Annotated in this window: 31 protein-coding genes, 4 pseudogenes and 1 other annotated feature; of the genes and pseudogenes, 24 read left to right on the forward strand and 11 right to left on the reverse strand. The window is 68.1% G+C overall.

All coding sequences use genetic code 11. The annotated features are described in order from the left end of the window. The first annotated feature begins 447 nt into the window (after positions 1-447). Entirely contained in the window at positions 448-1008 is a 561-nt protein-coding gene (locus tag ACE11G_RS00525; RefSeq protein WP_003937322.1) for an integrase core domain-containing protein, read from the forward strand. A gap of 47 nt (positions 1009-1055) precedes the next feature. Here the strand turns inward: ACE11G_RS00525 and ACE11G_RS00530 are convergent, their stop codons facing one another. After that, positions 1056-1742, reverse strand: coding sequence for a TetR/AcrR family transcriptional regulator (locus ACE11G_RS00530; protein ID WP_008382024.1), 687 nt, complete (start codon positions 1740-1742; stop codon positions 1056-1058). A gap of 187 nt (positions 1743-1929) precedes the next feature. On the opposite strand from ACE11G_RS00530, the gene ACE11G_RS00535 reads away from it, so the two are divergent. Continuing rightward, on the forward strand, positions 1930-3411 hold the full coding sequence (locus ACE11G_RS00535; protein WP_050792883.1) for an MFS transporter: 1482 nt from the start codon (positions 1930-1932) through the stop codon (positions 3409-3411). A gap of 24 nt (positions 3412-3435) precedes the next feature. Here the strand turns inward: ACE11G_RS00535 and ACE11G_RS00540 are convergent. Further along, a protein-coding gene (locus ACE11G_RS00540; RefSeq protein ID WP_233500136.1) for an IS3 family transposase occupies positions 3436-4658 on the reverse strand; the annotation gives its coding sequence in 2 pieces (ribosomal slippage) (positions 3436-4379 and positions 4379-4658; 1224 coding nt in all). After that, positions 4256-4389 (reverse strand) — a sequence feature (AL1L pseudoknot). Its footprint overlaps the gene before it by 134 nt. Positions 4659-4922: 264 nt before the next feature. Between ACE11G_RS00540 and ACE11G_RS00545 the strand changes: the two genes are divergently transcribed. Further along, complete coding sequence (locus ACE11G_RS00545; protein WP_223291356.1) at positions 4923-5264, forward strand: Pycsar system effector family protein; 342 nt, start codon at positions 4923-4925, stop codon at positions 5262-5264. A 261-nt stretch (positions 5265-5525) separates the two neighbouring features. Here the strand turns inward: ACE11G_RS00545 and ACE11G_RS00550 are convergent, their stop codons facing one another. Together ACE11G_RS00550 and ACE11G_RS00555 are read right to left on the reverse strand one after the other, a co-directional pair. Continuing rightward, positions 5526-5984, reverse strand: coding sequence for a hypothetical protein (locus tag ACE11G_RS00550; RefSeq protein ID WP_006896937.1), 459 nt, complete (start codon positions 5982-5984; stop codon positions 5526-5528). Further along, entirely contained in the window at positions 5981-6655 is a 675-nt protein-coding gene (locus ACE11G_RS00555) for an RNA polymerase sigma factor (RefSeq protein ID WP_006896936.1), read from the reverse strand. The genes ACE11G_RS00550 and ACE11G_RS00555 overlap by 4 nt, the downstream gene beginning before the upstream one ends. Positions 6656-6737: 82 nt before the next feature. Here ACE11G_RS00555 and ACE11G_RS00560 point away from each other — a divergent pair, with 82 nt between their 5' ends. From ACE11G_RS00560 to ACE11G_RS00610, 11 genes and pseudogenes are all read left to right on the forward strand, one after another. After that, the gene (locus tag ACE11G_RS00560; RefSeq protein ID WP_062367185.1) at positions 6738-7232 is read left to right on the forward strand and encodes an Asp23/Gls24 family envelope stress response protein; all 495 of its coding nucleotides are present in this window, start codon (positions 6738-6740) and stop codon (positions 7230-7232) included. Beyond that, complete coding sequence (locus ACE11G_RS00565; RefSeq protein WP_006896934.1) at positions 7232-7573, forward strand: Asp23/Gls24 family envelope stress response protein; 342 nt, start codon at positions 7232-7234, stop codon at positions 7571-7573. The genes ACE11G_RS00560 and ACE11G_RS00565 overlap by 1 nt, the downstream gene beginning before the upstream one ends. Continuing rightward, the gene (locus ACE11G_RS00570; RefSeq protein WP_006896933.1) at positions 7566-7748 is read left to right on the forward strand and encodes a hypothetical protein; all 183 of its coding nucleotides are present in this window, start codon (positions 7566-7568) and stop codon (positions 7746-7748) included. The genes ACE11G_RS00565 and ACE11G_RS00570 overlap by 8 nt, the downstream gene beginning before the upstream one ends. After that, positions 7741-8226 (forward strand): Asp23/Gls24 family envelope stress response protein, encoded by a 486-nt coding sequence (locus ACE11G_RS00575; protein WP_006896932.1) that lies wholly within the window; start codon positions 7741-7743, stop codon positions 8224-8226. Before ACE11G_RS00570 ends, ACE11G_RS00575 begins: the two co-directional genes overlap by 8 nt. Beyond that, the gene (locus ACE11G_RS00580; protein WP_006896931.1) at positions 8223-8807 is read left to right on the forward strand and encodes a DUF6286 domain-containing protein; all 585 of its coding nucleotides are present in this window, start codon (positions 8223-8225) and stop codon (positions 8805-8807) included. The genes ACE11G_RS00575 and ACE11G_RS00580 overlap by 4 nt, the downstream gene beginning before the upstream one ends. Then, positions 8804-9358 carry a hypothetical protein gene (locus ACE11G_RS00585; protein ID WP_062367187.1) on the forward strand — a complete coding sequence of 185 codons (555 nt, stop codon included), beginning with the start codon at positions 8804-8806 and terminating at the stop codon, positions 9356-9358. Before ACE11G_RS00580 ends, ACE11G_RS00585 begins: the two co-directional genes overlap by 4 nt. 33 nt (positions 9359-9391) lie before the next feature. Further along, a complete protein-coding gene (locus tag ACE11G_RS00590; protein WP_006896929.1) occupies positions 9392-9592 on the forward strand; it encodes a CsbD family protein in 201 nt (66 codons plus the stop codon). A gap of 85 nt (positions 9593-9677) precedes the next feature. After that, positions 9678-10232, forward strand: a complete 555-nt coding sequence (locus ACE11G_RS00595) for a TetR/AcrR family transcriptional regulator (RefSeq protein ID WP_006896928.1) — start codon at positions 9678-9680, stop codon at positions 10230-10232. Continuing rightward, a complete protein-coding gene (locus ACE11G_RS00600; protein ID WP_006896927.1) occupies positions 10229-10576 on the forward strand; it encodes a multidrug efflux SMR transporter in 348 nt (115 codons plus the stop codon). The genes ACE11G_RS00595 and ACE11G_RS00600 overlap by 4 nt, the downstream gene beginning before the upstream one ends. Next, on the forward strand, positions 10573-10884 hold the full coding sequence (locus tag ACE11G_RS00605; protein WP_006896926.1) for a multidrug efflux SMR transporter: 312 nt from the start codon (positions 10573-10575) through the stop codon (positions 10882-10884). The genes ACE11G_RS00600 and ACE11G_RS00605 overlap by 4 nt, the downstream gene beginning before the upstream one ends. Positions 10885-11110: 226 nt before the next feature. Continuing rightward, positions 11111-11398: pseudogene (locus ACE11G_RS00610) on the forward strand (ester cyclase); the annotation flags it as partial. A gap of 70 nt (positions 11399-11468) precedes the next feature. Here the strand turns inward: ACE11G_RS00610 and ACE11G_RS00615 are convergent. Beyond that, on the reverse strand, positions 11469-12665 hold the full coding sequence (locus ACE11G_RS00615; protein ID WP_006896924.1) for an acyl-CoA dehydrogenase family protein: 1197 nt from the start codon (positions 12663-12665) through the stop codon (positions 11469-11471). A gap of 113 nt (positions 12666-12778) precedes the next feature. On the opposite strand from ACE11G_RS00615, the gene ACE11G_RS00620 reads away from it, so the two are divergent. The 4 genes and pseudogenes from ACE11G_RS00620 to ACE11G_RS00635 all read left to right on the forward strand — a co-directional run bounded on the left by ACE11G_RS00620 (position 12779) and on the right by ACE11G_RS00635 (position 14591). Continuing rightward, positions 12779-13006 carry a hypothetical protein gene (locus ACE11G_RS00620; RefSeq protein ID WP_039867638.1) on the forward strand — a complete coding sequence of 76 codons (228 nt, stop codon included), beginning with the start codon at positions 12779-12781 and terminating at the stop codon, positions 13004-13006. A gap of 123 nt (positions 13007-13129) precedes the next feature. Next, complete coding sequence (locus tag ACE11G_RS00625; RefSeq protein WP_372452473.1) at positions 13130-13822, forward strand: GntR family transcriptional regulator; 693 nt, start codon at positions 13130-13132, stop codon at positions 13820-13822. A gap of 95 nt (positions 13823-13917) precedes the next feature. After that, positions 13918-13968 (forward strand): annotated as a pseudogene (locus tag ACE11G_RS00630) (hypothetical protein); the annotation flags it as partial. 13 nt (positions 13969-13981) lie between these two features. After that, a pseudogene (locus ACE11G_RS00635) lies at positions 13982-14591 on the forward strand (nitroreductase). Between the two features lie 22 nt (positions 14592-14613). Here ACE11G_RS00635 and ACE11G_RS00640 read toward each other — a convergent pair. Beyond that, positions 14614-14940 carry a hypothetical protein gene (locus ACE11G_RS00640; protein ID WP_006896920.1) on the reverse strand — a complete coding sequence of 109 codons (327 nt, stop codon included), beginning with the start codon at positions 14938-14940 and terminating at the stop codon, positions 14614-14616. 85 nt (positions 14941-15025) lie between these two features. On the opposite strand from ACE11G_RS00640, the gene ACE11G_RS00645 reads away from it, so the two are divergent. The 3 genes and pseudogenes from ACE11G_RS00645 to ACE11G_RS00655 all read left to right on the forward strand — a co-directional run bounded on the left by ACE11G_RS00645 (position 15026) and on the right by ACE11G_RS00655 (position 18548). Beyond that, a complete protein-coding gene (locus ACE11G_RS00645; protein ID WP_375003327.1) occupies positions 15026-16081 on the forward strand; it encodes a hypothetical protein in 1056 nt (351 codons plus the stop codon). A 70-nt stretch (positions 16082-16151) separates the two neighbouring features. Further along, a complete protein-coding gene (locus tag ACE11G_RS00650; RefSeq protein WP_006896918.1) occupies positions 16152-17300 on the forward strand; it encodes an acyl-CoA dehydrogenase family protein in 1149 nt (382 codons plus the stop codon). A 23-nt stretch (positions 17301-17323) separates the two neighbouring features. Next, positions 17324-18548: pseudogene (locus tag ACE11G_RS00655) on the forward strand (acetyl-CoA C-acetyltransferase). Between the two features lie 243 nt (positions 18549-18791). Here ACE11G_RS00655 and ACE11G_RS00660 read toward each other — a convergent pair. From ACE11G_RS00660 to ACE11G_RS00680, 5 genes are read right to left on the reverse strand one after another with little or no spacing between them, the layout of a single operon-like run. Continuing rightward, a complete protein-coding gene (locus tag ACE11G_RS00660; RefSeq protein ID WP_006896916.1) occupies positions 18792-19247 on the reverse strand; it encodes a MaoC family dehydratase in 456 nt (151 codons plus the stop codon). After that, the gene (locus ACE11G_RS00665) at positions 19244-20167 is read right to left on the reverse strand and encodes a MaoC family dehydratase N-terminal domain-containing protein (RefSeq protein WP_062367367.1); all 924 of its coding nucleotides are present in this window, start codon (positions 20165-20167) and stop codon (positions 19244-19246) included. Before ACE11G_RS00665 ends, ACE11G_RS00660 begins: the two co-directional genes overlap by 4 nt. A 2-nt stretch (positions 20168-20169) precedes the next feature. Further along, positions 20170-20916 carry a 3-oxoacyl-ACP reductase FabG gene (fabG, locus tag ACE11G_RS00670; RefSeq protein ID WP_375003330.1) on the reverse strand — a complete coding sequence of 249 codons (747 nt, stop codon included), beginning with the start codon at positions 20914-20916 and terminating at the stop codon, positions 20170-20172. A gap of 55 nt (positions 20917-20971) precedes the next feature. Next, positions 20972-21793 carry a CoA ester lyase gene (locus ACE11G_RS00675; protein ID WP_062367202.1) on the reverse strand — a complete coding sequence of 274 codons (822 nt, stop codon included), beginning with the start codon at positions 21791-21793 and terminating at the stop codon, positions 20972-20974. Next, positions 21790-22965 (reverse strand): acyl-CoA dehydrogenase family protein, encoded by a 1176-nt coding sequence (locus ACE11G_RS00680; protein WP_006896912.1) that lies wholly within the window; start codon positions 22963-22965, stop codon positions 21790-21792. Before ACE11G_RS00680 ends, ACE11G_RS00675 begins: the two co-directional genes overlap by 4 nt. A 191-nt stretch (positions 22966-23156) precedes the next feature. Between ACE11G_RS00680 and ACE11G_RS00685 the strand changes: the two genes are divergently transcribed. Genes ACE11G_RS00685 through ACE11G_RS00695 form a run of 3 tightly spaced genes read left to right on the forward strand, consistent with a single transcriptional unit; the run spans position 23157 to position 26385 of the window. Beyond that, a complete protein-coding gene (locus tag ACE11G_RS00685) occupies positions 23157-23987 on the forward strand; it encodes an enoyl-CoA hydratase/isomerase family protein (RefSeq protein WP_062367205.1) in 831 nt (276 codons plus the stop codon). Beyond that, complete coding sequence (locus tag ACE11G_RS00690; protein WP_062367207.1) at positions 23984-25171, forward strand: CaiB/BaiF CoA-transferase family protein; 1188 nt, start codon at positions 23984-23986, stop codon at positions 25169-25171. The genes ACE11G_RS00685 and ACE11G_RS00690 overlap by 4 nt, the downstream gene beginning before the upstream one ends. After that, complete coding sequence (locus tag ACE11G_RS00695) at positions 25168-26385, forward strand: CoA transferase (RefSeq protein WP_375003333.1); 1218 nt, start codon at positions 25168-25170, stop codon at positions 26383-26385. Before ACE11G_RS00690 ends, ACE11G_RS00695 begins: the two co-directional genes overlap by 4 nt. Positions 26386-26404: the final 19 nt, after the last annotated feature.

Consider the following 26404-nt stretch of genomic DNA (forward strand, 5'->3'; position numbering starts at 1 on the left):
TTGCCCGGCCTTAGTGGTCACGCCTCTCTTCAGTCACGCCGCGAACGCAGACCGGGTGGTGCGACATACCCCACGCTGAGTCAGCCGAGAACCTCGCAGGCCAAACCTCGACTGCCGCGCGATCGCGGCCACTTGGCGGCCCTGGATACTTCCTGCTGGTACCTGCGAAAATTCCCACCTGCAGTGCTGGCGGCGGTCCGGTTCGACCATCGCAAGGTGTGGGCGATGTGCCGTTGCGACGGGCACCCGGTGTCGCAGGCGACCGTGCTGCGGTGCCTGCGAGACGAGGGTCTGCTGCCGCCAGCCGCAAGGCTGCGTTCGCCGCCGAGCCCACCGGCCCGAATCAGGTGTAGCGTTTGGACTTCAGTGAGTTCGAGACCACCGCTGGCGGGACGTGGCGTATCGCGGATTGCCGGGACTACTGGAGCAAATACGAGCATCCCTGGCATGTGTCGCCGACGGCGAACCAGCACGAACGCGATCACCGCGATCGAGCGCGCTTTGGCCGACTACGAGCAGTCGTACGACCACCCGCTGGCCGAAACGTGCCCACGCGAGCCCGGCCGTGGTCTCGAGCCCGCGGCGACGATCGTGACCTACAACGGCGGCCCGTTCCGGTCGTTCCGCTTCGAGGCGTTCGTCACCGCACACCCCGAACTGCGCCACGTCGGTACCCGAGTCAGGTCGCCGGGCCAGAACGGCTCGCGCGAACGCGGTTTCGGGTCGCTGAAGTACGAGCGACTGTTCCTCGAGGAGATCGATGACGTCTTGGCCGTGGTGAAGCACGCTGACGCCTACCGGGTCGAGCACAACACCGTCCGGCCGCACGAAGCCATCGCTTGGAACCGGCCGATCCAGATCCACCCTGGCCTGGTCGGCCCTCGGATCCCCAACTTTCCCCGAGACCGAAAACCTGCCAACTACTTGACACGGGACACGACGACGCAGCAGCGGCCTCGTCCAGGAGTGTTCGATCAACGGCTCTGGTATCCCTCACACCCGAATTGAGCCAGAGCCGTTGACCCGACCTCCGTACGTGCGGGCTTTTGTCGGTTTTACTTGCGGGTGTTGTGGTTGTGGTGGGCGGTGAGGAAATCGTCGACCAGGCGTGCGCAGTCGTGGTGGTCGATGCTGTGCAGCCCGGTGAGGCGAGCGAAGACGATCGGGCCCAGCAGCTGGATGATGACGAAGGTGGTGTCGAGGTCGCCGAGGTGGGCGCGGGCCTCAGGGCTGGTGAGGATGTGGTCGAACGGTTCGCGGTAGCGGCGGATGACCTGGGCGCGCAGGGAGGTGACCGCGCCCGAGTCAGGGGGTGCGCCGGGGTCGGGGGTAATGGATCCCATGGCCAGCCAGGACAGGGTGGTCAGCTGGAGGGGAGCGTTCTCGATCAGGTCGGCTTGGGCGGTGAGCAACGCGATCAACTGCTCGCGCACGGGCCCGTCGTCGGGTGGGGTGTCCACGCGTGGGAGTAGGCGTTCGAAGGTGGCCGCGAGCAGGTGGGTGCTGCTGCCGAAGTGCCGGTAGAGGGTGGTGCGCGCGACTTTCGAGGTGCGGGTGACCGCGTCGATGGTGACCGCGTCGATACCGCCGGTGGCCAGCAGATGGGTGGCCGCGTCGAGCAACCGTGCCCGCGAGCGCGCCAACCGCGGATCGGCCTGATCGAGATCCGCGTCCTGCTCGCCGGTGGCGGAGTGGGGCGCGGCGGGTCCGGTGCGGGTGTCGGCCTGGTCGCGGGTGGTCATGGTCGGGAAGACCTCCAAGGAAACGGGCGGCGGTGAATGTGTCCGATTTCGACTCTATCGCAACCACTCTCGCCTGTGATACTCATGGTAGCGAAGCGATACCGATGGTTTCGTCGGGTGGGAGGTGCCGGTGAACGCACCGGAAACGACTGACGGTCACAGTGTGCTGGCGCGGGCCGAATGGTGGATGCTGACGGTGTCGTGCCTGGCGGTGGCGCTGGTCGTCGCGGCGATGGCTGCACTGTATTCGGCGTTGCCGCTGATCGCGGTCGCGACCGGGGCGACCCAATCGCAGCTGACCTGGATCGTCGACGGCTACACCCTGATCCTGGCGTGCCTGGTCCTGCCCGCCGGCGCGGTGGGTGACCGCTACGGGCGCCGCGTCGTGCTGATCGCGGGCCTGGCGGTGTTCTCCGTGGCCTCGGCGCTGCCGCTGCTCATGTCGGGGCCGGTGTGGCTGATCGCGGCCCGCGCGGCGGCGGGCGCGGGCGCGGCACTGGTGATGCCCTCGACCCTGTCGATCCTGACCGCGGGGCTGCCCGAAGCGCATCGCGGGCGCGCGGTCGGGGTGTGGGCTGGGGTCGCCGGGTCCGGTGCGGTGCTCGGGATCCTCGGCTCGGGACTGCTGCTGGCGCGGTGGTCGTGGGAATCGGTGTTCGTGGGACTGACCGTGGCCGGGGTGGTGCTGGCCGCGCTGGCGTGCACCATCGCCGAATCCCGCGAGCGGGAACACCCGCCGGTGGACTGGGTGGGCGCGGTGGCGGTGGCGATCGCGATCGCGGCGATCGTGTTCGCCTGCGTCGAGATCCCCGCGCGCGGCTGGCTCGACCCGCTCGTGACCCCCACCCTCGCGCTCGGTGTCGCCGCGGCGGTGGTGTTCGTGATCATGGAGTTGCGGGTCGCCGCGCCGCTGCTGGATGTGCGGTTGTTCGCCCGGCGGGGGTTCGGGGCCGGGTCACTGTCGGTGACCATCCAGTTCCTGGTCACCTTCGGGGTGTTCCTGCTGCTGGTGCAATACCTGCAATTGATCCTCGGGTACGGGCCGCTCGGTTCGGCGCTGGGCCTGGTGCCGATGGCGGTGCCGCTGGTGGCGATCTCGGTGATCGCGCCGTGGCTGTCGAGCCGGGTCGGGCTGCGGGCGATGACCGTCACCGGGCTGCTCGCCATCGCGACCGGACTCTTCCTGGTGAGCCGGTTGACCCTGGCCGCCGACTACCCAGACCTGTTGTGGCCGTTGCTGATCCTGAGCGCCGGGCTGGGATTGTGCACCGCCCCGGCCACCTACGCCATCGTCGCCGACACCCCCGTGGCCAAACACGGTGTCGCCGCCGCCGTCAACGACGCCGCCCGCGAGATCGGCGCGGCCATCGGAATCGCCGTATCCGGCAGCGTGCTCGCCGCCGGATACACCCACCACATCCAACCCGCCCTGCCCCAGCTGCCCGAACCCGCTCGCGGCCCGGTCGCCGACTCCCTCGCCGCCGCCCTGCAGGTCGCCGACCGCGCCGGACCCGCCGCCCAGCCACTGGCCGAATTCGCCAAGACCGCGTTCGTACACGGCAGCACCCAGGCCGCGCTCGCGCTGGCGGCCATCACCGCGGCCGGAGCACTCGCGCTGGCCATCCTCGCCCCCGGACGCACACCCCGGCCCACCCCCACCACGACCTGAAGCGCCCTGGGTTTCGTTCCGTGGTTACACGGTCGCGGGCGCGGTCGTCGTGGTGTGAGTGTAGGTCGCTCCGACGTTCGCCGGGGTGCGGTAGCCGAGAGCTTCGTGGAGCCGGGAGGTGTTCCACCAGTGGACCCAGCCCATCGTGGCGAGCTCAACCTCGCTGACTGACTCCCAGATCCGCTTGGAGTAGATCAACTCCGCCTTGTATAGGCCGTTCACTGTCTCGGCCAGCGCGTTATCGTAGCTATCGCCGACGGTACCTACTGAAGCCGTAACTCCCGCGGCGAGCAGAGCGTCCGAATAGGCGAGCGAAACGTATTGACTACCCCTGTCGGAATGGTGGATCAATCCGCTTTCGTTCCTGCTCACCCCGGTGGACTGCAGTGCATGCTCCAGTGCGAGCAATGGCAGAGACTCCGTGTGGAGCGTGGGCGCGACCGCCCAGCCGACAATTCTGCGACTGAAGACATCGGTAACGAATGCGACGTAGCAGAACCCGGAGAGCATCCGGACGTAGGTGATGTCGGCGACCCAAAGCTGCTGCGGTCGATCCGCGACGAACCGCCGTTCAACGAGGTCCGGGCGCTGGTCATCTCCGTCTGCGGAGCAGGTGGTGACGGGCTTTCGACCTCGGCGAACGCCCTGCAGGCCGGCGATCTTCATCAGCCTCGCGACCTGGTCGCGACCGACGTTCCATCCTGCGTGGCGCATTGCGTGCCACATCTTCCGGACCCCATAGACGCTGTAGTTCGCCTGATGAATCCGCTGCACCTCCTCCGCCAGCATCTCGTCCCGAACGCTGCGAGCGGAGGCCGGCCTGTTCTTGGCAGCGCGGTATCCGCGGGAGGTGATGAACCCACATTCTGTCGCACTGAGGATGCGGCAGATGGCCTCGACCCCGAACTTCTCGCGATGCATGTCGACGAACGCGATCATTTCGTCGTGGGGCGGTCGAGTTCCGCTGCGAAAAACGCTGAGGCGGCCTTCAGGATCTCGTTCGCACGTCGCGCCTCGGCGAGCTCCCGCCGGAGACGGCGATTCTCCTCCTCGAGCGGCTCTCCCGGTCCGACCGGCTCGGTGGCGCCGTAGCGATTGCACCAGATCCGCAGCGTCTCTGTGCCGACACCGAGCTGCGGCGCGACGGCACGGATCGATGCTGCGCGAGGGCCGCCCTCGCGGGCTTGGCGGTCGTAGACCATGCGCACGGCACGCTCACGCAGCTCTGGACTGAACTTCTTGGGCATACTCCGATTCTCCTTGCTGAGACTCGGAACGGAACCCAGGGCGCTTCAACGCACCCCACGTCGTCGCCCTCGTCCGAGCCGGCAAGACCTTCGAGAAAGGCAAACTCGTCGAATCCGACACCCCATCAACATCGCAAGAGGAGGCCGCCTGAAACAACCTCATCCACAGGTCTTGACAATATCTCCGATACGAAGGCGCCATTTGCACTGACAATTGAGACCGCGCTCCTCGTGGGAGTTATCACGCTGTCGGGCGAGGGGCGGGTGCTCCATGACCTTGGGGGCTGGGCCGTAGTCTGGTACGTCGTTGGCATCCTCCTCTTAGTAGCTAGCGTCCTATGTGCGGCCTGGGTTGTGCGTCCCCGGCTACGGGCCTCCAACCTCGAGGTTGAGGCGCCGGACAACTTTGTCTATTTCGGACACCTGCGGCACCTGACGCCCGAAGCCGTTCAGGATCGGCTCGAGGGCCCGACTCTTCTTCCGGTACTGTCGAAACAGCTCGTGGAGATGAGCAAGATAGCGTGGACAAAGCACCGGCTTGTGCAGTTGTCTATGAGTCTTTCTCCGATTGGCGTTATGGCACTTGGCATATGTGCGACATGCTGACTTGTGTGAGGCGATGCTCGGTCGTCAGAGCAGAGGGGTTGCCGCTGCATGGGCGCCGCAAGAGATCGATCTACGCCAAATGTTCGCCGAAAGTGACTTGGATGGCCGACCACATGGAGAATCAAAATTGACACGACTCATCGAGGCACGCATGTTCTGTCAGACTTCCGGGGGTAGCGCTGCTAATCTCCGCTGCATCTCGACATGAGCGGCGCGGCGCGACGCGGGTTGTCGGGCTTGAGCCTCGCCCCAACCCCCTTCTCAGTTCAGCCACTCCCGGCTGTACACGTCCTGCCAACGGACATGCACCTGGGCGCCGGCCCGCCGTGCGCGGTCCGGGCCGAGGGTCTGGCCCAGAACCTGTTCGACGGCGTCGCGGACTCGGTCGGCCTCGGCGTGGAGGTCGTCGCGGTAGCGGGCGACGAGCCCGATCGTGAGGCCGGTGAGTTCATCGTCGTCGCCGTCCAGCCGGACGTGGACCACCAGGCGGCCGACGGCGTTCCGCACCCGCGTGGCCAAGAGTTGCTTGAGGACGCGGTCGTTGACGCGGACCCTCGGGTCGTCGGTGGCGAGGTCGCGGCCGGGCCGACGGAGCCGGGGCAGTCCGGACGCGATCGCCGAGACCAGGCGTGCGACGTCGCCGGTCGGCTCATCGAGGCGGCGGCTCGCGTCCACCAGCCAGGCGTCGGTCGGATCTCCGCCTACAGCCTCTGAATTCATGTCCGCGTCCTCCTCTCTCGACTCTGTCGCTGTGCTTCGGGTTCGCCGATGCGTTCCTCCGGGCTCGGCATCCCGCTACTCCCAGGCTTCCACGGCGCGAGGCGAGTGGTGAGGAAGGTCCGACTGCGCTGGAGGTGCCCACGCACCGAACCGTTGCTGATCTTCAGTACCGACTCGATCTCGCCGAGAGAGAGGCCCTCGACCTCCCGAAGCCACCACACCGCCCGCGGTACGGGCGGCAGGTGCGTCAGTTCGGTGCGGAGTGCTTCGACCAATTCGGCTCGCTCGGCGGCCTCGCTCGGCAGCGGCTGGGCCGACTCGAGGTCGGCGAATTGCTCGTTCTCAGTGGGCAGTTCCCGGCGGCGGCGATAGTGGTCGATCACCTTGCGATGAGCGATGCCGAGCACCCAGGTGCGGACCGCGCTGCGGAACTCGAAGTCCGGCAGTGCGCGCCACACCGCGATCATCGTCTCCTGCGCGACGTCCTCGGCGACCTGCGGATCGTCGATCATGCGCCGGACGAATCGCAGCAGGAGCGGCGCCGTTCGGCCGATCAGGACGTCGAAGGCCTCCGGATCACCGGCACCTGCGGCGGCGGCCAACTCCTCGTCGGAGAAGTCGTCCAGACCTGGGCTCGCCCGGTGACCGTTGGTGTGATTCAGATCATTCACCGATTCGCGTGCAACTTTCTGTTCGGCTGCGACTGACTATATACAACCCCGGAACCGACGGGGTCCCTTGGAAAGGACCAGCATGAGCGAACAGACCACCGCGAAGTCGACCGACGCAGGCACCGACACCGACGGTCCGCGCACCACCGGGCGCGACGTCCAACTGGCCCGGAACTCGACGACCGCGCTCAACGGCAGCCTCGGCACCACGTCGATCGCGGACGTCGTCGTCGCCAAGATCGCGGGAATCGCCACCCGCGAGATCGACGGTGTGTACGACCTCGGCGGTACCACGGAACGCGCTGTCGGCAAGGTCCGCGACGTGCTGCCGGGTACCAGCACCAGCGTGACTCAGGGAATCGACGTCGAGGTCGGGGAGCGGCAGGCCGCCATCGACATCTCGATCGTCGCCGAATTCGGCGTGGCCATCCACCAACTCGCCGGGGCCATCCGCCGCAACGTGATCAACGCGATCGCGCAGATGACCGGCCTGGAAGTGACCGAAGTGAACGTGACCGTGCACGACATCCACTTCGACGACGAGGACCAGGACTTCGGCGAACCGCGGGTCCAGTGATGGCGCCGCCTTCGGCCGACGACGCGCTGGTGAAGGACATCGCCGCCGCCGTGCTCGCGGTACCCGGAGTGGTGGAACTCGACGGCGGAATGTTCGGCGAGGTCGCCACGTATCTCCCGGGCGAACGGGTCAGCGGCATCCGGCTCTCCGACGAGGAGGGCTCGGTGCACATCGTGGTCGATCTACGCCACGACCTGCGCGAGGTGGCGGCGCAGGTGGCGGACACGGCCAGTGAGATCAGCGGCCGCCGGTTCTCGGTGACCATCGAGGACGTCACCACCGGAGAACCCGCCGCCGCCGGGACCGCGACGACCGAATCTGAAGGAGAACTCGATGACTAAAGCTGCGACGATCGGCCTGTTCGCGGGCCTGCTGCTGGCGTTGGCGGCCACCACCGGCGGATTCGGCGGTCTGATCCTGGCGCTGATCCTCGGAGCCGTCGGGCTGATCGTGGGCCTGCAGGTCGACGGCACCATCGATGTGCGCGCGATCGCGCGCGGACGCAGCCGTGGCTGACGTCTCGGCCCCGTCGGCCAACGTGCCGGACACCACCGCGCCCGGTCGGCTGACGATGGCGGACAGCGTCTTCGAGAAGATCGCGTTGGCCGCCGCGTTGAGCGTCGACGGCGTGGTCCGTCACGACGGATCGATGGCGGGTCGGCTGGGCGCGTTCGTCGGCGGTGAGGCGACCGCGGGCTCCGACTATCCCCGGGTGCGGGTGGAGAGCGCGGGCGGCGCCGCCCATGTCGTGGACCTCACGTTGGCGCTCGCGTGGCCCTCACCGATCTCCGCCACCTGCTCACGGGTGCGGCAGAAGGTCGGCGACGAACTCGACCGGCTCACCGGGAACCGCCCGGTGCGCGTGAACGTCGCGGTGGAGGCGGTGGTGCCCGGAGCCGCCGCGAGATTCAGGAAGAACGGCTTCGTGCAACTGCCCGATCCCGACGACGGGCCCGCTGCAGGCGAAGCCGTTGACGAAGGGGGAAGACCATGACACCGTCGGCCGCCGAAGACCGTGACGACGAGTTGCGGGACATCAGCGATGAACCGATTCGCGATCCGGCGGGGTTCCCCGGAGCCGCCATCGCCGGCGGGCTGCTCGGGGTGGCGCTGCTCGTGCTGTGCGGGGCGATGATCCGGGACTTGCTGGTGACCACCGGCGCCGTCTCCGGGGAGACCTGGACTCACCGTGCCGCCGACAATCTCGGGTCGTCCACCTGGAGCGGTTGGATGTGGGCGATCCCCGCCGTCTGCGCCGTGGTCGGCCTCGTCCTGCTCTGGCTCGCGGTGAAGCCCCGCCGGCGAACGCACCTCAACGTCGACGGCGTCCGCGTGGTGTGGACCCGCCCGGTCGACGTCGCGCGCCGCGCGAGCGCGGCGGTCTCCGAGGTGCCCAACGTTCGGCATGCGCTGACGACGGTGGGACGCCGCCGCATCAGGGTGACCGTCCGCACGTCCGGGCCCGTCGACCGCGATCGCATCGCGCAAGTGGCCGATGACGCGGTCGGGGCGGTGAGTTCCGGCAAGCACGTGGTGGTGAAGGTCCGGGGGCCGAGGAAAGAGTTCGTCGAATGAACCGCGGAGCCGCAGCCCTGCACCGACTGTCGATCGGTGTGATCGGGCTTCTGTGTCTGGTACTGGCCGCAGGGGTGATCCTGCACCAACTGTCGGTGCACCCGGTCGAGGGGTGGGTGGACCGAATCGACACCGGAGGCATCCGTGACGCGACCGCCGCCGGTTGGTTCGCCGCCGTCCTGGTCGCCGTCGCACTGCTCGCGTTGTATTGGGGCTGGAGGCTGATCCGGACCACGATCGCGCCGCGCCGACCCGAACTCCTGGTGCTGAACGGCAGCGGGCCCGAGGGGATGATGACGGTCTCGCTCAAGCAGGTGGCCTCGGCCGTCGAAGAACAACTCGCCACACAGACTGTCCTGCGCCAGGTGCGCGTGCAGGCGATCGACGACCGCGGCGAGGCGATCATCCGCATCACGGTCGACGTCGCACCCGAGCGCTCGTACGACGAGATCGTCGGCATTGTGACGCCGACGATCGAAGACCTCCGAATCGCGCTGGGGGATTCGGATGTGCACGTCCAGGTCTTCATTCACCTGGACGCGCTGCAATAACCGAAGTGAAATCCGAGAAGAGGAGTTGCCGCAATGGCGATGGAAGACAAGATGAGCAACAAGGCCGACGAGCTCAAGGGCAAGGCCAAGGAGGCCGGCGGCTCGCTGACCGGCGATGACGACCTCAAGAACGAGGGCAAGGCCGATCAGGCCGCGGCCGCGGTGAAGAAGGGCGTCGAAGAGGTCAAGGACGCGGCCGCCAAGGTGAAGGACAAGCTCACCGGCGACAAGTGATCGCACGCCGGCCCGTCGGGAACTCCCCGGCGGGCCGGCGCTTCTTTGTGTCCGCACTTTACCTTCTGGAAGGTAAAGTGGCCGGATGGAGTCCGAGACGCGGGTGCGCATCCTGCAGGCGGCCAAGGAACTGGCCCAAGAGAGCGAATCGGTGCAGGGGGTGACGATCTCCCTGGAGTCGGTCGCCGCTCGTGCCGGGATCACCAAACCCGGCCTGATGTACCACTTCCCGACCAAACGGGAACTCATGCTCGGTCTGGTGGAATACGCTGCGCGCCACTGGGACTCGCTGTTGCGCGCGCACGCCGGAGCCGGTCCCGCCGACCTGGCCGTCTTCGACCGCTACCGCGCGTACGTCACCGTCGCCACCACCGCCGACGTATCCCGGGCCGACTACTGGATCTTCACCGATGCGCTCTACCACCCCGAACTGACCGAACCCTGGGCTCGTGTCCTCGGACCGTGGTTCGCACTCGAGGACGTGCCCGTACCGGCGCGGGCACGGCTGACGGCCGCGCGTTTCTGCGCCGACGGGGCGTGGATGTCGGAGGCCACCGGCGTGTTCCCCGCCGACGATCTTCCCGCCGTCCGACGCCACGCGCTCGCGCTGATCGACGCCGCCGAGGGGGCGGAGCGGTGAAGTGGCTGCTGCTGGGCGGCGCCATCGCCGCCGAGGTGACCGGGACGCTCACCCTGCGCGCCACCGTCGACCATCCCGGCTGGATTCCCGTGGTGATCGTCGCCTACTGCGCGGCTTTCGCTCTGCTCGCGCAGACCCTGCGCGCCGGTATGCACATCGGCGTCGCCTACGGGATCTGGGGTGCTTCCGGCGTCGCACTCGTCGCAGTGCTCGGCGTGGTGATCTTCGGTGAGACGCTCGGGGCGCGGGCGATCATCGGAATCGCGCTGATCATCCTCGGTGTGGTCGTGGTGGAGACGGGGGCGAAGACCGTCGGCGCCGCGAGCGAGGAGCAGGTGCTGTGAGCTGGGTGTGGCTGCTGCTGTCGATCGCCTCGGAGGTCACCGGCACCTTGGGCTTGCGTGCGGCCGGTGCCGGTCGCCGTCGCTGGCTGATCCTGGTGGGGATCGGATACACCTGTGCCTTCGTCTTCCTCGGCTTCGCCCTCGACGCCGGCGTGCCGGTCAGTGTCGCGTACGGAATCTGGACCGCCGTCGGCATCGTGGCGATAGCGACGCTCGCCCGCGTGATCTGGAAGGACCCGTTGACCGGCCGGATGCTGCTGGGCATGGCCCTCATCATCGCCGGCGTGCTGCTGGTGGAACTCGGCTGACGCTCGTTTCGTCGACGTCCAGAATCTTGGACATTTCGCGTGCGGACTACCCGCGCATAGTGGGTTCACTCTCAATCAGCCAATCGAGGAGGACTCCTATGACCGCGTTATCCGACCATATCGTCGATGCCCACAACCGAGGACTTGCAGAGAAGGATATGGAATTGTTCGGCAGCATCTTCGCCGATGACGTCGCCGTGGAACTGCCGGGCGGGACGAGTTTCGAGGGCCGCGACGGGATCGTGCAGACAGCCGTCGCGTTCTACACCGCCTTTCCGACATCCGGCTCACGCCGCGCCAGATCTGGGCCGACGACAACGGCGTCGTGGTGGAGCAGGTCTTCACGGGGACGCACACCGGCCCGCTGGCCACGCCGAACGGGGAGGTGCCGCCGACCGGAAAGAAGGTGGAGTTCGGACTCATCGACACCTTTCTCGTCACCGACGGAAAGGTGAGCGCGCACCGCGTCTACTACGACAATCTCGCACTCCTGGGACAGCTCGGGCTGGCCTGACGGACAGACACGACGGCGGGGCGGATCACGGCGGTGTGCCGGGTCCGCCTTCCGCGTGTTCCGGAGCCCGTCACCGTTCGGAGTAGTTCTCCAGCAGCCGCCGGCCGATGATCATCCGCTGGATGTCGGCGGTTCCCTCGCCGATCAGGAGCATGGGGGCCTCGCGGTAGAGGCGTTCGATCTCGTACTCCTTGGCGAAACCGTATCCGCCGTGGATCCGGAAGGCGTCCTCGACCACGTCGCGGCAGTACTCGGAGGCCAGGTACTTCGCCATTCCGGCTTCGAGGTCGTTCCGTTCGCCCGCGTCCTTGACGCGGGCGGCGCGGACCACCATCTGATGCGCGGCTTCGACCTTCGTCCCCATCTCCGCGATGCGGAAGAGGACGGCCTGGTGCTCGGCGATCGGCTTGCCGAAGGTCTCGCGCTGCTGGGCGTACGAGGTGCCGAGCTCGAAGGCGCGGTGGGCGACGCCGACGGCGCGTGCGGCGACGTTGACGCGGCCGACTTCGACGCCGTCCATCATCTGGTAGAAGCCCCGGCCCGGCTCGCCGCCGAGGATCTCGGCGGCGTCGATCGAATAGTCGTCGAAGAGCAGTTCGGTGGTGTCGACGCCCTTGTACCCCATCTTCTCGATCTTTCCGGGGATCGTGAGGCCAGGTGCCGCCTCGCCGAATCCGGGCGTCTTCTCGATGAGGAAGGTCGTCAGGTTCTGATGCGGACGGTCGCGCCCCTCGGGAGTGCGGACCAGGACGGCCACGAGTGACGAGCTCGCGCCGTTGGTGACCCACATCTTCTGGCCGTTGACGGTGTACCGTCCTCGGCCGTCGGGGGTGGCGGACGTCGTGACGGCGGCGACGTCGGACCCCAGACCGGGCTCGGACATGGAGAAGGCGCCGGTGAGGTCGCCGGCTGCGAGGCGGGGAAGGTACTTCGCCCTCTGTTCCGGTGTGCCGTGCTGCTGCAGCAGGTAGGCGACGATGAAATGCGTGTTGATGATGCCGGAGACGCTCATCCAGCCACGGGCGATCTCTTCCACGACCAGCGCATAGGTGAGCAGCGACTCGCCGAGTCCGCCGTACTCCTCGTCGATGGTGAGGCCGAAGAGCCCCATCTGCTTCATCTGCGCGACGATCTCCGTCGGGTACTCGTCCGCGTGTTCCAGATGGGTGGCCATGGGCAGAATCTGCTGGTCGACGAAATCCCGGACCGTCGCGAGGATGTCTCGCTGTTCGGTGCTGAGGTTCTCGGTCGCACACAACTTGCCCATGGGTCCTCGTCTCTGTTCGCGGGCCCAACCATCGTGCATAATATGCGGTTCTGCCTCGGGGTGAGGCGGATCTGGTGACGTACGCCGCCCCGGAAGCTCTTCGACCTGCCGTGATGTCACTGGCAGAAGCGCCGGTGCACCCGCATCTCGTGGCACGTGAGACCTTCGTAGAAGTGGAGGGCGTACCGCAGCCGGCGCCCGCGCCGCGGTTCAGTCGGACGCCGGGCTCCATCTCGCGGCCTCCGGCCGAACCGGGTGAGCACACCGACGAGGTACTGACCGACTGGGGCTTCGACGCCGAGCGCCTCGCCGCACTGCACGCATCGGGTGCCATCAGCTGAACCGCGCACGGGTCAATCAAATTGCAACGCACGACGCGCCGGACACTCGAGTGCCCGGCGCGTCGTGCGCATTGTGTGAAAGATATTATCCAGGTGACAGAACCGACACCAGTGAGGCGGCAGATCATCGTGAGTGCACCCGTGTCGAGCGGCCGTGGACGGCATAAGCAGTTGCCGGACGCGGTCACGAGCTACGTCCGTGAACAGATCATGTCGGGCAACCTCAAGCCGGGCGAGTTCTTGCGGATGGAGCCGATCGCGGAGACGGTCGGCGTCTCGATCACTCCGGTGCGCGAGGGTCTGCTGCGCCTGTCGAACGAAGGATTCGTCACGGCCGTGCCCCGCCGTGGTTTCGTGGTCGCCGAGTTCACGCGGCAGGACGTGCGCGATCTGTTCTGGGCGCAGGCACAGTTGTCGGGGGAACTCGCCGCGCGTGCGGCCGAGCGGATCACCGATGTCCAGCTCCAGCAGCTCGAAGAAGTGATGGCGCAGTGCGATGCCGCGGTGAGTTCGGGCAATACCGAGGCCATCGGGGACCTCGGACACCAGTTCCACCGGCTGATCAATCTCGCGGCCGACTCCGACCGGCTCGCTCGACTGCTGGCGTCCATCGTCAAGCACCTGCCCAACTCGTTCTACGCGTCGATCGAGTCGCATGTGCGCACGGTGACGCCCGAACACCATCAGATGCTCGACGCGCTGACCGCGCACGACGCCCAGCGCGCACGCGAGATCACCGAGAAGCACATCGTCAACAGCGCCGACTACGTGGTCCAGATGCTCGAGGAGCGCGGACTGTGGAAGGACGCGGAGTAGGCGTTGCCGGTCACGACGTCCGTCGAGGCGTCCGCGCCGGTTGACATTCAAGTAGGTCGAAGCCGGATGATGTCCGGGTGGCAGATTCCAGGTTGATGTCGATCGGATCGTTCGCGCGGCGGAGCGGTCTGACGGCGAGTGCGTTGCGTTTCTACGCTGATGCAGGTGTGCTTCTGCCTGCACAGATCGATCATTACGAAACCCGGCACCGCGACGCTCGAGTCGCCGGACGAGGACGGTCGCGTCCTCGAGGCGCTGCTCGACAGCCGCTGGAGCTGCCGCGGCTATCAGGAGGGCCGGCAGGTTCCGCGTGCGGACATCGAGCGGCTGCTGTCGATCGCTCAGCGGTCGCCGTCGTGGTGCAACACGCAGCCGTGGCAGGTCATCGTCACCCGAGGGCGAGGGAACGGAGCGATCCCGCGCGGCTCTGACCGAGTGGGATCGGCGAAGCAGGCGATGGAGAACTTCCGGCTCTTCGGTGCGCCGCACGTCGCGATCGTGACGACCGACGCGGTGCACGATGTGTACGGTGCCGTCGATTCCGGGCTCTACGTGAGCAACTTCCTGCTGGCGGCGCGGGCACTCGGTCTCGGCGCCATTCCGCAGGCGGCCCTCGCGATGGCGTCTCCGCTGATCCGGTCGCATTTCGCGATCGCCGACGATCGCAAGGTCCTGCTCGGCATCTCGTTCGGCTACGCCGACCCCGACCAACACCTACCGCACCTCGCGTGCGGAGCTGTCGGACGTGGTGCGCTGGGTCGACGCCTGAGAGAGGCCCGGATGCGGCCCGCTCACTGCGCGGCCGCGCCTGCGTCGCGCTCGACCGGTGCGACCTTGACGTGATCCGGCCGCTTCAGCGTGCCCTCGCCGATCAGCTCCACATCGGCCTTGATGTTGAGGGCCGAGCGGATCCGGTCCTCGATGGCGGCCTTCACCTCGGGGTGGCGTGCGGGGTCGACGGCGTCGGCGACTTCGGCCACCACAGGCAGTGGACGCTGGGTGGAATGACCCTCGAAGTCGGGGCGGATACGGATGTGCCCGGTGGTGAGCGGCGCCATCTCCTCCACGAGTTGCTTCACCGCTGACGGGAACACGTTGATGCCGCGGACGATGAGCATGTCGTCGGTGCGCCCGACACACCGAACCTTGTATCCGGTCCGACCGCAGGCGCAGTCGGTGGCGGTGACGACGACGTGATCGCGGGTGCGGAAGCGCAGCAGCGGCGACGCCCGACGCCCGACGCCCGAGGGCGGTGTACACCACTTCCCCCTCGACGCCGGCCGCGGGGGCGAGCACCTGCCCGTCGGCGGGATCGATGATCTCGGCGATGATCAGATCCGGCGAGTGGAAGTGCATGCCCTCCCCGGCTTCGCATTCGCCCCAGTAGATGCAGCCGAGGTCGGTGCCGCCGAGCATCTCGCGCGAGGTGGCGCCCCACAGCGACTGCAGCTTGTCGCGGATCGCGGGCAGTCCGCCGCCCGGCTCGCCGCCGACGCTGATGCTGCGGACGCCCAATTCGGCGGCGGGCACACCGACGATGTCCGGCGCCTGTTCGGCGAGGTAGGCGAGGAAGTTGGGCGTGCCGATGAGCGCCTCCGGACGCTGGTCGGCCTGTACGCGCAGCAGACGCTCGGCACCGGCCTCCGCGCCGATAGGGATGTCGACGATGCCCATGTGCCTGGCGATCTGGACCACCGGGAGCCCGCCCACGAAGCCTTTGCTCATGCCGAATCCGTGCAACATGCGGTCGCCCGGCCGGAAGCCGTTGGCGTACAGGGCCCGGGCGCCGAGTTCGCTCCAGATCGTGATGTCCGATTCGGTGAGGCCGACGTACGACGGGCTGCCGGTGGTGCCCGACGACGCCTGGATCTGGACGATCTCCGACATCGGCGCCGCCACGTGCGAGCCGAGCGGAGGATGCTCCGCCAGACTGTCCCGGAGCTCCTGCTTCTCGGTGAAGGGGAGATCGGCCAGGTGGTCGAGCGTCGTCACTCGGTCGATGTTCACCGAGTGCTCGGCGAATTTCGCCCGGTAGAACTCGCTGTTGGCGGCGAGGTACGCGAGCTGCTCGGCCAGCCGCGACTCCTGCATCGCCCGCGCCTGGTCGGGGCCGATCACCTCGACGGCGCTCCAGTAGTCGGCGGAGAACGGTCGGGTGCTCATGCTGTCTCGGCTCCTCTTCAACGCGATCCGGGTCGATGCGATCCGGCCGGCGCACCGGGGCTGCTGCTGTGTCCCGGGCCACTGGGTCATCGGTAGCATAATATATTATGCTACCGATGATGGACGTGATCCAGACGACGATCCCGGCTAGAAAGGCTTTCAGCTCATGGCACTGACCAAGGACGAACAAGAGATGGTGTCGTTGGTCCGCGACTTCATCGACCAGCGGGTGGCCTCGCGTGTTCGGGAGTTCGAAGCCGACGACATCTATCCCGAGGAATTCATCGAAGAGATGAAGGAACTCGGCTTCTTCGGTCTGCTCGCGCCCGCCGAGTACGGCGGCGTCGACGTCAGCATGGCGTGTTTCGCCCGGGTCTGCGAGGAACTGGCGCGCGGGTGGATGAGCCTCGCCGGCGCGATCGGCGGACACTCGGTGATCACGTATCTGATCAAGACCTTCGGCACCCAGGAGCAGAAGGACAAGTACCTGGCGGAGATGGCCGAGGGCAAGATCCGCGCGACGATGGCTCTCACCGAGCCCGGCGGCGGCAGCGATCTGCAGGCCATGCGCACCTACGCGGCGCCCGGCGAGGACGGCTTCACCATCAATGGATCCAAGACCTGGATCTCCAATGCGGCGCACTCCGGACTGTTCGGCCTGCTGTGCATCACCGACCGTGACGCCAGCCCGGCCCACAAGGGCATGAGCGTCATCCTCGTGGAGCCGGGCGACGGCTTCACCGTCTCCAAGAAGCTCCCGAAGCTCGGCTACCGCGGCGTCGAGGCCTGCGAGCTGGTCTTCGACGGCATGAAGGTGCCCGCCGACGCCGTCCTCGGCGGAGAGCCGAACAAGGGCTGGGGCCACATGATGCGCGGCCTCGAGGTCGGGCGCATCCAGGTGGCCTCCCGTGCGCTCGGCGTCGGTCAGGCGTCGCTCGAGGCGGCCACCAAGTATGCGCAGGAGCGCGAGTCGTTCGGCAAGCCGATCTGGAAGCACCAGAGCGTCGGCAACATGATCGCCGACATGGCGACCAAGCAGCAGGCCGCCCGCCTGCTCACCGTCGACGCCGCTGAGAAGCTCGACCGCGGCGAGCGCGCGGACCTCGAGGCCGGAATGGCCAAGCTGTTCGCGTCGGAGACGGCGATGCAGCTGGCTCTCGACTCGATCCGCGTCCACGGCGGCTACGGCTACTCCAAGGAGTACGACGTGGAGCGCTACTTCCGCGACGCACCGCTGATGATCGTCGGTGAGGGCACCAACGAGATCCAGCGCAACGTCATCGCCGCGCAGCACATCGCGCGCAACAAGATCTGATCGAGAAGGAACTGGACTTCACCATGACTCAGCAGACCCTTCGCCGCGCGGCCATCGTGAGTCCGCTGCGCACCCCCCGTCGGCACGTTCGGCGGTTCCCTCAAGGATGTGCCGGTCGAGGATCTCGGCGCCGGCATCATCAACGCGGTCGTCGAGCGTTCGGGTATCGACCCGGAGCGCCTCGACGACGTGGTGTTCGCGCAGTCGTACGCCAACTCCGAGGTGCCGTGCGTCGGCCGATGGCTGGCGCTGAACGCCGGCCTGCCGATCGCCCTGCCCGGAATGCAGCTGGACCGTCGATGCGGCGGCGGACTGCAGGCCATCGTCACCGCGGCGATGATGGTGCAGACCGGTGCCGCCGATGCCGTGCTCACCGGCGGCATCGAGTCGATGAGCCGGATCGAGTACTACTCCACCAGCAATCGCTGGGGTTCGCGCGCGGGCAACTCGGTGCTCTACGACCGCCTCGACCGCGGCCGCGAGCGCAGCCAGCCCGAGCATCGCTTCGGCAAGATCTCCGGAATGATCGAGACGGCCGAGAACCTCGCGAAGGACTACGGCGTCTCCCGCGAGGCCGCCGACGCCTACGCGGCCCGCAGTCATCAGCGTGCGCACGCGGCGTGGGAGGCCGGGAAGTTCGACGACGAGGTGGTCCCGGTGACCGTCCCGCAGCGCAAGGGCGATCCGATCGTCTTCGCCCGCGACGAGGGCATCCGTCCCGGTTCCACCGTCGAGACGCTGAGCAAGCTGCGCACCGTGAGCCCGGGCGGCACCGTCACCGCGGGCAACGCCAGCCAGCAGAACGACGCGGCGGCGGCCTGCATCATCGTGGCCGAGGACAAGCTCGACGAGCTGGGTCTGGAACCGCTCGGCTTCCTCACCGGCTGGGCCGCCGCGGGCTGCGATCCGGCGCGCATGGGCATCGGTCCGGTACCCGCGGTCCAGCGGCTCGCCGCCCGGACGGGCGTGTCCGTGCACGAACTGCTCGACGCGCTCGATGTGGTGGAGCTCAACGAGGCGTTCGCGGTCCAGGTCCTGGCGGTCCTGGAGGGCTGGGACTGGCGGGACGAGGAGCGCGTCAACGTCAACGGCTCGGGCATCTCGCTGGGGCACCCGATCGGTGCGACGGGCGTCCGGATGGTCACGACGATGCTGCACGAGTTGCATCGCCGCGGCGGAGGCAAGGGCCTCGCGACCATGTGCATCGGCGGCGGCCAGGGCATGGCGGCCACGTTCGAAGCGGTCTGACAGAGCGGTTCCCGGGATTTCGGTCCCGGGTTCCGTTCCTTATTGTATATAGTATTATCAAGCTGTCATTGGGGATCGTCATGCAACAGCCGCCCCTCGAAGGCATCCGAATCCTGGAGATCGGCGGATACAAGACTCCAGCCTCTTCGACGTCCGAGCCGCCCACGGACTCAAGATGGTCGGCTTCACGGCGGCGGCGGGATCGGAGGCGGCACGTCGGCTGCCGCTGAGCGGATTCGCCGATCAGCCGGTGACGACCACCAGGAACTCGGCGATGCACGAGGGTTTGGCGGCGCCCTCCGCGGTGATCACGTACTTCGCGGTCACCGTCGCACCGGCCGGTCCCTCGGCGATGTCGGTGAACGTCACCGTGGCGGTCAGCGAGCTGCCGACCGGGACCGGCGCCGGAAACCGGACCTTGTTCAGGCCGTAGTTGAGTCGGGCCGAGCCGAACTCGATCGAATACAGATCCCGCCCGAAGAGCGGGATCAGCGAGAGCGTCAGGAATCCGTGAGCGATGGTCGTGCCGTACGGGCCGTCGGCGGCGCGCTCGGTGTCGACGTGGATCCACTGGTGATCGCCGGTCGCATCGGCGAAGGCGTCGATGCGCTCCTGTTCCACGACGAGCGGCGCGCTCGGGCCGATCTCCTCGCCGAGGGCGTCGCGGAGCTGATCGAGCGACGAGAACACGCGGGTCATGACCAGGCTCCCTGGTCGGTGGTGGTTCCGGTGGCGAAGGCGAGGTCGATCGCGGTGTGGACGTCGCCACCGGCGCCGACGAGTTCCACGCGGGCGTCGATGCCCGTGCCCGAGTACACCAGCGCGGCGTCGTCTCCGCAGAACAGCGGCTTGGAGTTGCGATGCGAGACGGTGTCGACCACGGTGCCGTCGGCCAGCAGGCGATGAGTCTCCGCCAGCGACAGCGTCATCAACGGTCCGTGCACCACCAGTCCCGGATAGCCCTCCACACGGGTGGCGTACGGCCAGTCGTAGTGGATGCGATGGGCGTTCGCGGTGGCGGCGGAGAACCGCATCAGGAGCGTCGGGTCGGTCAGGAAATCCCACCGGCGGGTCTCCGACGGCACGATCGGGCTGCCGACCGGGACGAAGGCCGAGGCCGGAGCGGGGTCGGCCGCCGGCTGCGCGGAGACGGGTGCCGCTTCCCGGTAGATGAGGTTCTGCTTCTCGCGCACCGCGGCGGTGCCGTCCGGCGCGTACAGCGTGGTGGCGACCACCACGATCACCAGCCGGCCGCTGCGACCGGTCTTGTCGGTCACCGACTCGACGGTCGACTCGCGGGTGATGGTGTCGCCGACCCGGATGGTTCCGGGGAACGAGACCGTGCCGCCGGCGAACATGCGCCGGGGCAGACCGACCGGCGGCAGGAACGAACCGAGCCGCGGGTGTCCGTCGAGACCGAGGCTGCTCGAGACGGACCACTCCGGGAGCGCGACCCAATGCCACAGCGGGGGCAGCGGATCGCCGATCTGCGGTACGGGCAGACCGTCGTCGAACAGATGCGCCAGGGCGCGGACCCGGCCGGCGTCGACCACTTCCTCGGTGGTGACGGTGTGAGCGGTCCAGCCCTCGAAGACGGGAGTGTCGGCGGTGCCGGTCATGGTCACATGAACCGCCCGCCGGTGACCTCCATGACCGTTCCGGTCATGTACGAGGACAGGTCGGAGGCGAGGAACAGCGCCACCTTGGCGATCTCGTCGACCTCGCCGGCGCGGCCCATAGGGATCTCGACCATCTTCTGATCCCAGACCTTCTGCGGCATGGCCTCGGTCATCGCCGTGCGGATGAGGCCCGGCTGAATCGCGTTGACGCGGATCCCCACGTGGGCGAGTTCCTTGGCGGCGGCCTTCGACAGACCGACGATGCCGGCCTTGGCGGCCGAGTAGTTGGTCTGGCCGGCCAGACCGATCTTGCCCGACAGCGAGGACATGTTCACGATCGCTCCGCTGCCCTGCTCGCGCATGATGGTGGCGGCCAGGCGGGTGCCGTTCCAGGTGCCCTTGAGATGCACGTTGATGACCTGGTCGAACATCTCCTCGGTCATCTTGCGCATGGTCGCTTCGCGGGTGATGCCCGCGTTGTTGACCATGACGTCGAGGGAGCCGAAGGTGTCGACGGCCGTGCGCACGAGCGTCTGGACGTCGTCGGAGGAGGTGACGTCGCCCGCGACGCCCACGGCGACCTCGGGACCGCCGAGCGCCTCGGCGGCCTTGGCGACCTGCTCGGGGTTGATGTCACCGAGCACCACGCGGGCGCCTTCGGCGATGAAGCGCTGAGCGATCGAGTAGCCGATGCCCTGCGCGGCACCGGTGATGACGGCGGTCTTGCCTTCGAGAAGTGGTCCGGACATTTTGCGGTGCTCCTGTGGGTTGAGGTTTGTCGAGTTTCGAGTTCGAGGTCGGGCGCTACGCGCGGTCGAGGATGCTGCGCGCGCGATCGACGACGGGTTTGTCGACCATCTGGCCGTCGACCACGGCTACGCCGTCGGTTCCCAGCGCTTCGATGATCCGCCGCGCCCACGCGATGTCGTCTGCGCTGGGGGCGAACGCCGACGAAGTGGGGTCGAGCTGCTTCGGATGAATGACGAGCTTGCCCGCGAAGCCGAGACGTCGCGCGTACGCGACGTCGGCGCGGACCCGGTCGGGATCGTCCACCGATCCGGTGACGCCGTCGACGGGACCGGTGAGACCGGCGGCCGCCGAGGCCAGGACCAGCGCGCCACGGGAGGCCGCGAGGGCTTCGGTGTCGGTCGGGTCGACGCCGAGTTGCGCGGCGAGGTCGAAGGTACCGATCGCGAGACGGACCACGCCGGGAGCCGATGCGATCGACGCGGCCGCCAAGACGCCGCGCGCTGTCTCGATCAGGGCGATCACCGCGCTGCCGGTGGTCTCGGTGAGCCGCGCGGCCGCCGCGGGATCCTCGGCCTTGGGCAGCATGATCGCGGCACCGCTGCCCGCGAGGGCGGACACGTCCGCGTCGAAGTGCTCGGTGTCGGCGGCATTGATCCGCACCGCGCACGTGTGACCGGCGGCGATCCACGCCGCGGCCTCGGCACGAGCCTTCGCCTTATTGGCCGCGGGCACGGCGTCTTCGAGGTCGACGACCACGAGATCGGCACCCGCGGCGGCGGCCTTCTCGAACCGCTCCGGGCGGTCGCCGGGGACGAACAGGAGGGTGTGAGCGCCGCGGGCGAGGTCGCCGGCGGCGTGGTGCGCAGCTGTCGTCACTGCTTCGTCGCATCCTTCTTGGCCTGGCGGACCAGCCCGCCGCCGATGATGAGGCGCTGGATCTCGCTGGTGCCCTCGTACAGGCGCAGCAGTCGGACGTCACGGTAGATCCGCTCCACCGGCATCTCCCGCATATAGCCGCTGCCGCCGTGGACCTGGACGGCCTTGTCGGCCACCTGGCCGACCATCTCGGTGCAGAACACCTTGGCGACCGACGGCGAGATGCGGCGGTCCTCGCCGCTGACGTACTTCGCGGCGGCGTCGCGCACCAGCGCACGACCGGCGGAGATGCCGACCTGCATATCGGCGATGTGGGCCTGCACCAGCTGGAAGTCGCCGATCGGGGTGCCGCCCTGGGTGGTCACGGCGACATGGCGCAGGGACTCGTCCAGCGCGCGCTGCGCCGAGCCGACGGCGAGGGCGGCGATGTGCACGCGCCCGCGGGCGAGGGAGGTCATCGCGGCCTTGTAGCCGACGTCGACGTTGCCGCCGACGAGTGCCGACGCAGGGACGCGGACACCGTCGAAGTGGACGTCGGCGGTCCAGGCGCCCTCCTGGCCCATCTTGCGGTCGTGCTCGGCGACCGAGACGCCTGCCGTCTCGGCGGGCACCAGGAACACGGCGATGCCGGGACCGTTCTCGTCGGCGGGACGGACCCGCGCGAAGGTGACGAACAGATTCGCCAGCGGTGCGTTGGTGATGAAGCACTTGGCGCCGTCGATGACCCAGTCGCCGTTCTCCTGCTCGACGGCCTTGGCGCGCAGACCCGCGGGGTTCGACCCGGCGCCGGGCTCGGTGAGTGCGAACGAGGCGACCACCTCGCCCGAGGCGATGCGCTCGAGCCACGCGGCCTTCTGCTCGTCGGTGCCGAAGTTCACCAGTACCTGTCCGGCGATGCCGTTGTTGGTGCCGAACATCGACCGGAGCGAGAGTGCGGTGTACCCGAACTCCTGCGCCAGTTCGACGTCCTGCGTCAGGTCGAGGCCGAGGCCGCCCCACTCCTGAGGAATCGCGTAGCCGAACAGTCCGATCTCCTTGGCGGTCGCGACCAGATCAGCGGGAATCGCGTCGTTGTCGGCGATCTCCCGTTCCCGCGGTACCACCCTGGTCCGGATGAACTCGTGAACAGCGTCCTTGATCTGGGCGAAGTCCTCGGGACTGACCTGTGACATGAAATCTCCTCGCGCTCGTTCGTGGCGACTGCCACCTACGCATAATATATTATTGATGATCTGAGTGGTAGGGCCGACGCGGCGCAGTCGCCGCTCGATGGTCCCGCGTCAACGCATAATGCATAATCCATAATCATGGCTCCGGGCGCAGTTCCCGGCCCCCTCACCTATAGCTGGAAGGTCGTCGGCCCATGCAGACGTATGACGATTTCGAATCCCTGACCATCGACCGCCCGTCGGAGGGCGTGCTCCGCATCGTGCTCGACGGGCCGGACATGCACGCGGTCGGCCCGCAGCGGCACAGCGACCTCGCCGACATCTGGACGCGTATCGCCCGCGACGAGTCGGTCAAGGCCGTGCTGATCCGCGGCGAGGGCGACCGGGTCTTCTCCGCCGGCGGCAGCTTCGACCTCGTCGAGGACATGGTCGGCGACTGGCACGACCGCACCCGCGTGCTCCGCGAAGCCCGCGACCTCGTCCGCAATCTCATCGACCTGCCGCAACCGTTGGTCTCGGCGATCAACGGTCCCGCGGTCGGCGCCGGCCTCGTGACCGCCATGCTGTCGGACATCTCGGTGGCGGGCCGTCGAGCCAAGATCATCGACGGTCACGTCCGCCTCGGGGTCGCTGCGGGCGACCACGCGGCGATCACCTGGCCGCTATTCGCGGGCATGCCGAAGGCCAAGTACCACCTGCTCCTCAACGAGGTGATGACGGGCGAGGAGGCCGAGCGACTCGGCATGGTCTCGCTGTGCGTCGACGACGACCAGGTGCAGGACAAGGCGATGGAGATCGCCGAGCGGCTGGCCGGCGGCTCGGCATCGTCGATCCAGTTCAGCAAGCACGCGCTGAACAACTGGTATCGACAGAACTGGGCGATCTTCGACGCTTCGCTCGGCTACGAGTTCTACGGATTCGGCGGACCCGACGTGCAGGAGGGCGTGGCATCGCACCGCGCCAAGCGCGATCCCGACTTCAACGTCCCCGGTCCGCTGTTCACCGGCAAGGTGGAGCGTCGATGACCGCGACTCGCTCGGAGGCGCCGCTCGCCGGGATCACCGTGGTGACGATGGAGCAGGCCATCTCCGCGCCGCTCGCCACCCGTCACCTGGCCGACCTGGGCGCGCGCGTCATCAAGGTCGAGAACCCCGGCTACGGCGACAGCACCCGGCACTACGACAGCGTCGTCAAGGGCACCTCGGCGCACTTCACCTGGCTGAACTACGGCAAGGAGTCGGCGGCGCTCAACCTCAAGGATCCCGCCGACGTGGAGATCCTCGTCGCCATGCTGGGCCGGGCGGACGTGCTCGTCAGCAACATGGCGCCGGGGGCCCTCGACCGGCTCGGCCTGGGCATCGACAGTCTCGCGGAGCGGTTTCCGCGGCTCATCATCGCCGACGTCTCCGGTTACGGCAAGGGCGGTCCCGCCGATCACAAACGCGCCTACGATCTGCTGATCCAGGCGGAGACCGGATCGTGCGCCATCACCGGCACCGAAGGCGCCCCGGCCAAGCCCGGCATCCCGATCGCCGACATCGGCACCGCGGTGTACGTCTACTCGACGGTCCTGGCGGCGCTCTACGATCGCGACCGCACCGGCGCCGGGGCGGTCATCGAGGTCTCGATGCTGGACGTGGTCTCGGAGTTCATGGGATTCGCGCTCAATCAGGTGATCCACACCGGCGTCGAACCGATCCCGGTCGGCATGGGATCGCCGATGATCGCGCCCTACGGCGCGTACCCCACCTCCGACGGTCAGACCGCGGTGCTCGGCACCACGAGTGATCGCGAATGGCAGCGGCTGTGCGAGATGATCGATCGGCCGGATCTGGCGGCGAACGAGACCTACGCGCACAACGACGACCGCGTGGTGCACCGGGCCGAGCTCGACGAGGCCGTGGCCGCGTGGACGCGGGAGCACACGCTGGACGAGATCGCCGCCGCGGGCGATGCCGCAGGCATCGGCAACGCGCGGTTCAACACCGTCGGCGATCTGGCGAAGCATCCCCAATTGTCCGAACGCGGACGCTGGCGCACCATCGGGACGCCGGGCGGCGAGGTTCCGGCGCTGCTGCCGCCGGCCGCCGCCCGCTCCTGGCCGCGACTGTCCGGGTCGGTGCCCGCGCTCGGCGAGCACACCGACGCCGTCCGCGGCGAGTTCAGCCAGGCCGCCGCGTCCGCGACCACTTCTGGGGAGGAAGCATGAGCACCGCTCTCGCACGTCCGCTCGACGGTATTCGAGTCGTCGAATTCGCGAGCTTCGTCGCCGGCCCCAGCGCCGGCATGGCACTGGCGCAGCTCGGCGCCGAGGTGATCCGCGTCGATCCGATCGGCGGAAACGCGGACTTCAAGCGCTGGCCGCTGTCGGTGCGGTCGGACGAGAGCCTGTACTGGAACTCGCTCAACCGCGGCAAGAAATCGGTCTCACTGAACCTGCGCCCCGATGCGGGCCGGGACCTGCTCCTGGCGCTCGCCACGGCCCCCGGTCCGGACGCGGGCATCGTCGTCGACAACGCCGTCGGACGCAGCTGGTTCTCGTACGAGGCGCTCGCCGCGCGTCGCGCCGACGTGATCGCGGTGCGGGTGGAGGGCCGGGCCGACGGCTCGGCCGCGGTCGATTACACGGTCAACGGCGGTTCGGGCGTGGCCTCACTGACCGGTCCGGCCGACACCGATCGGCCGGTCAACCACATCCTTCCCGCGTGGGATCTGCTGTGCGGGCAGGAAGTGGTGACCGCGGTACTCGCCTCGCTGCGCCGTCGTGACCGCACCGGTCAGGGCGCGCACGTGCAGATCGCACTCTCGGATGTCGCGATGGCGGCGGTCGCCAACCTCGGCTGGTTCTCCGAAGCGGCCGAGCGCGGCCCGCGCGCCCGCCACGGCAATCACCTGTACGGCAGTTTCGGCACCGACTTCGCCTCGTCCGAAGGCGACCGGGTGATGATCGTCGCGCTCACCCCGCGCCAGTGGAGCGCCATCGGGGCGGCGACCGGCACCACCGAAGTGCTGGCCGCCCTGGAGAAGTCGCTCGGCGCCGACTTCAACACCGACGAGGGCCGCTACGCCCATCGTGAGCTGATCGAAGCCGTCCTGCGGCCGTGGTTCGCGGCGCACACCACCGAGCAGGTGCACGCCGGCCTCTCGGCCGCCGGCGTCCTGTGGGGCCCGTACAAGACCACCGCCGACGTCGCCGCCGAATTCGCCGAGGACCCCTCGGCCGAGCCGGTCCTCACGGCGATCGACCAGCCGGGGATCGGTGAGGTCATCTCGGCGAACGCCCCGGCCCGCTGGGACTCCGAGTACTCGGGCACCGCGCCGGCGACCGACCTCGGACACGACACCGACGCGGTCCTCTCCGAGGTCCTCGGTCTCGACGCGCCCGCACTCGCCCGTCTGAGGGAGGACGGCGTCATCGCGTAGCCCTGGCCCGAGATCAGTG

The sequence above is a fragment of the Gordonia sp. PS3 genome (assembly GCF_041950545.1).
GTDB lineage: Bacteria > Actinomycetota > Actinomycetes > Mycobacteriales > Mycobacteriaceae > Gordonia > Gordonia sihwensis.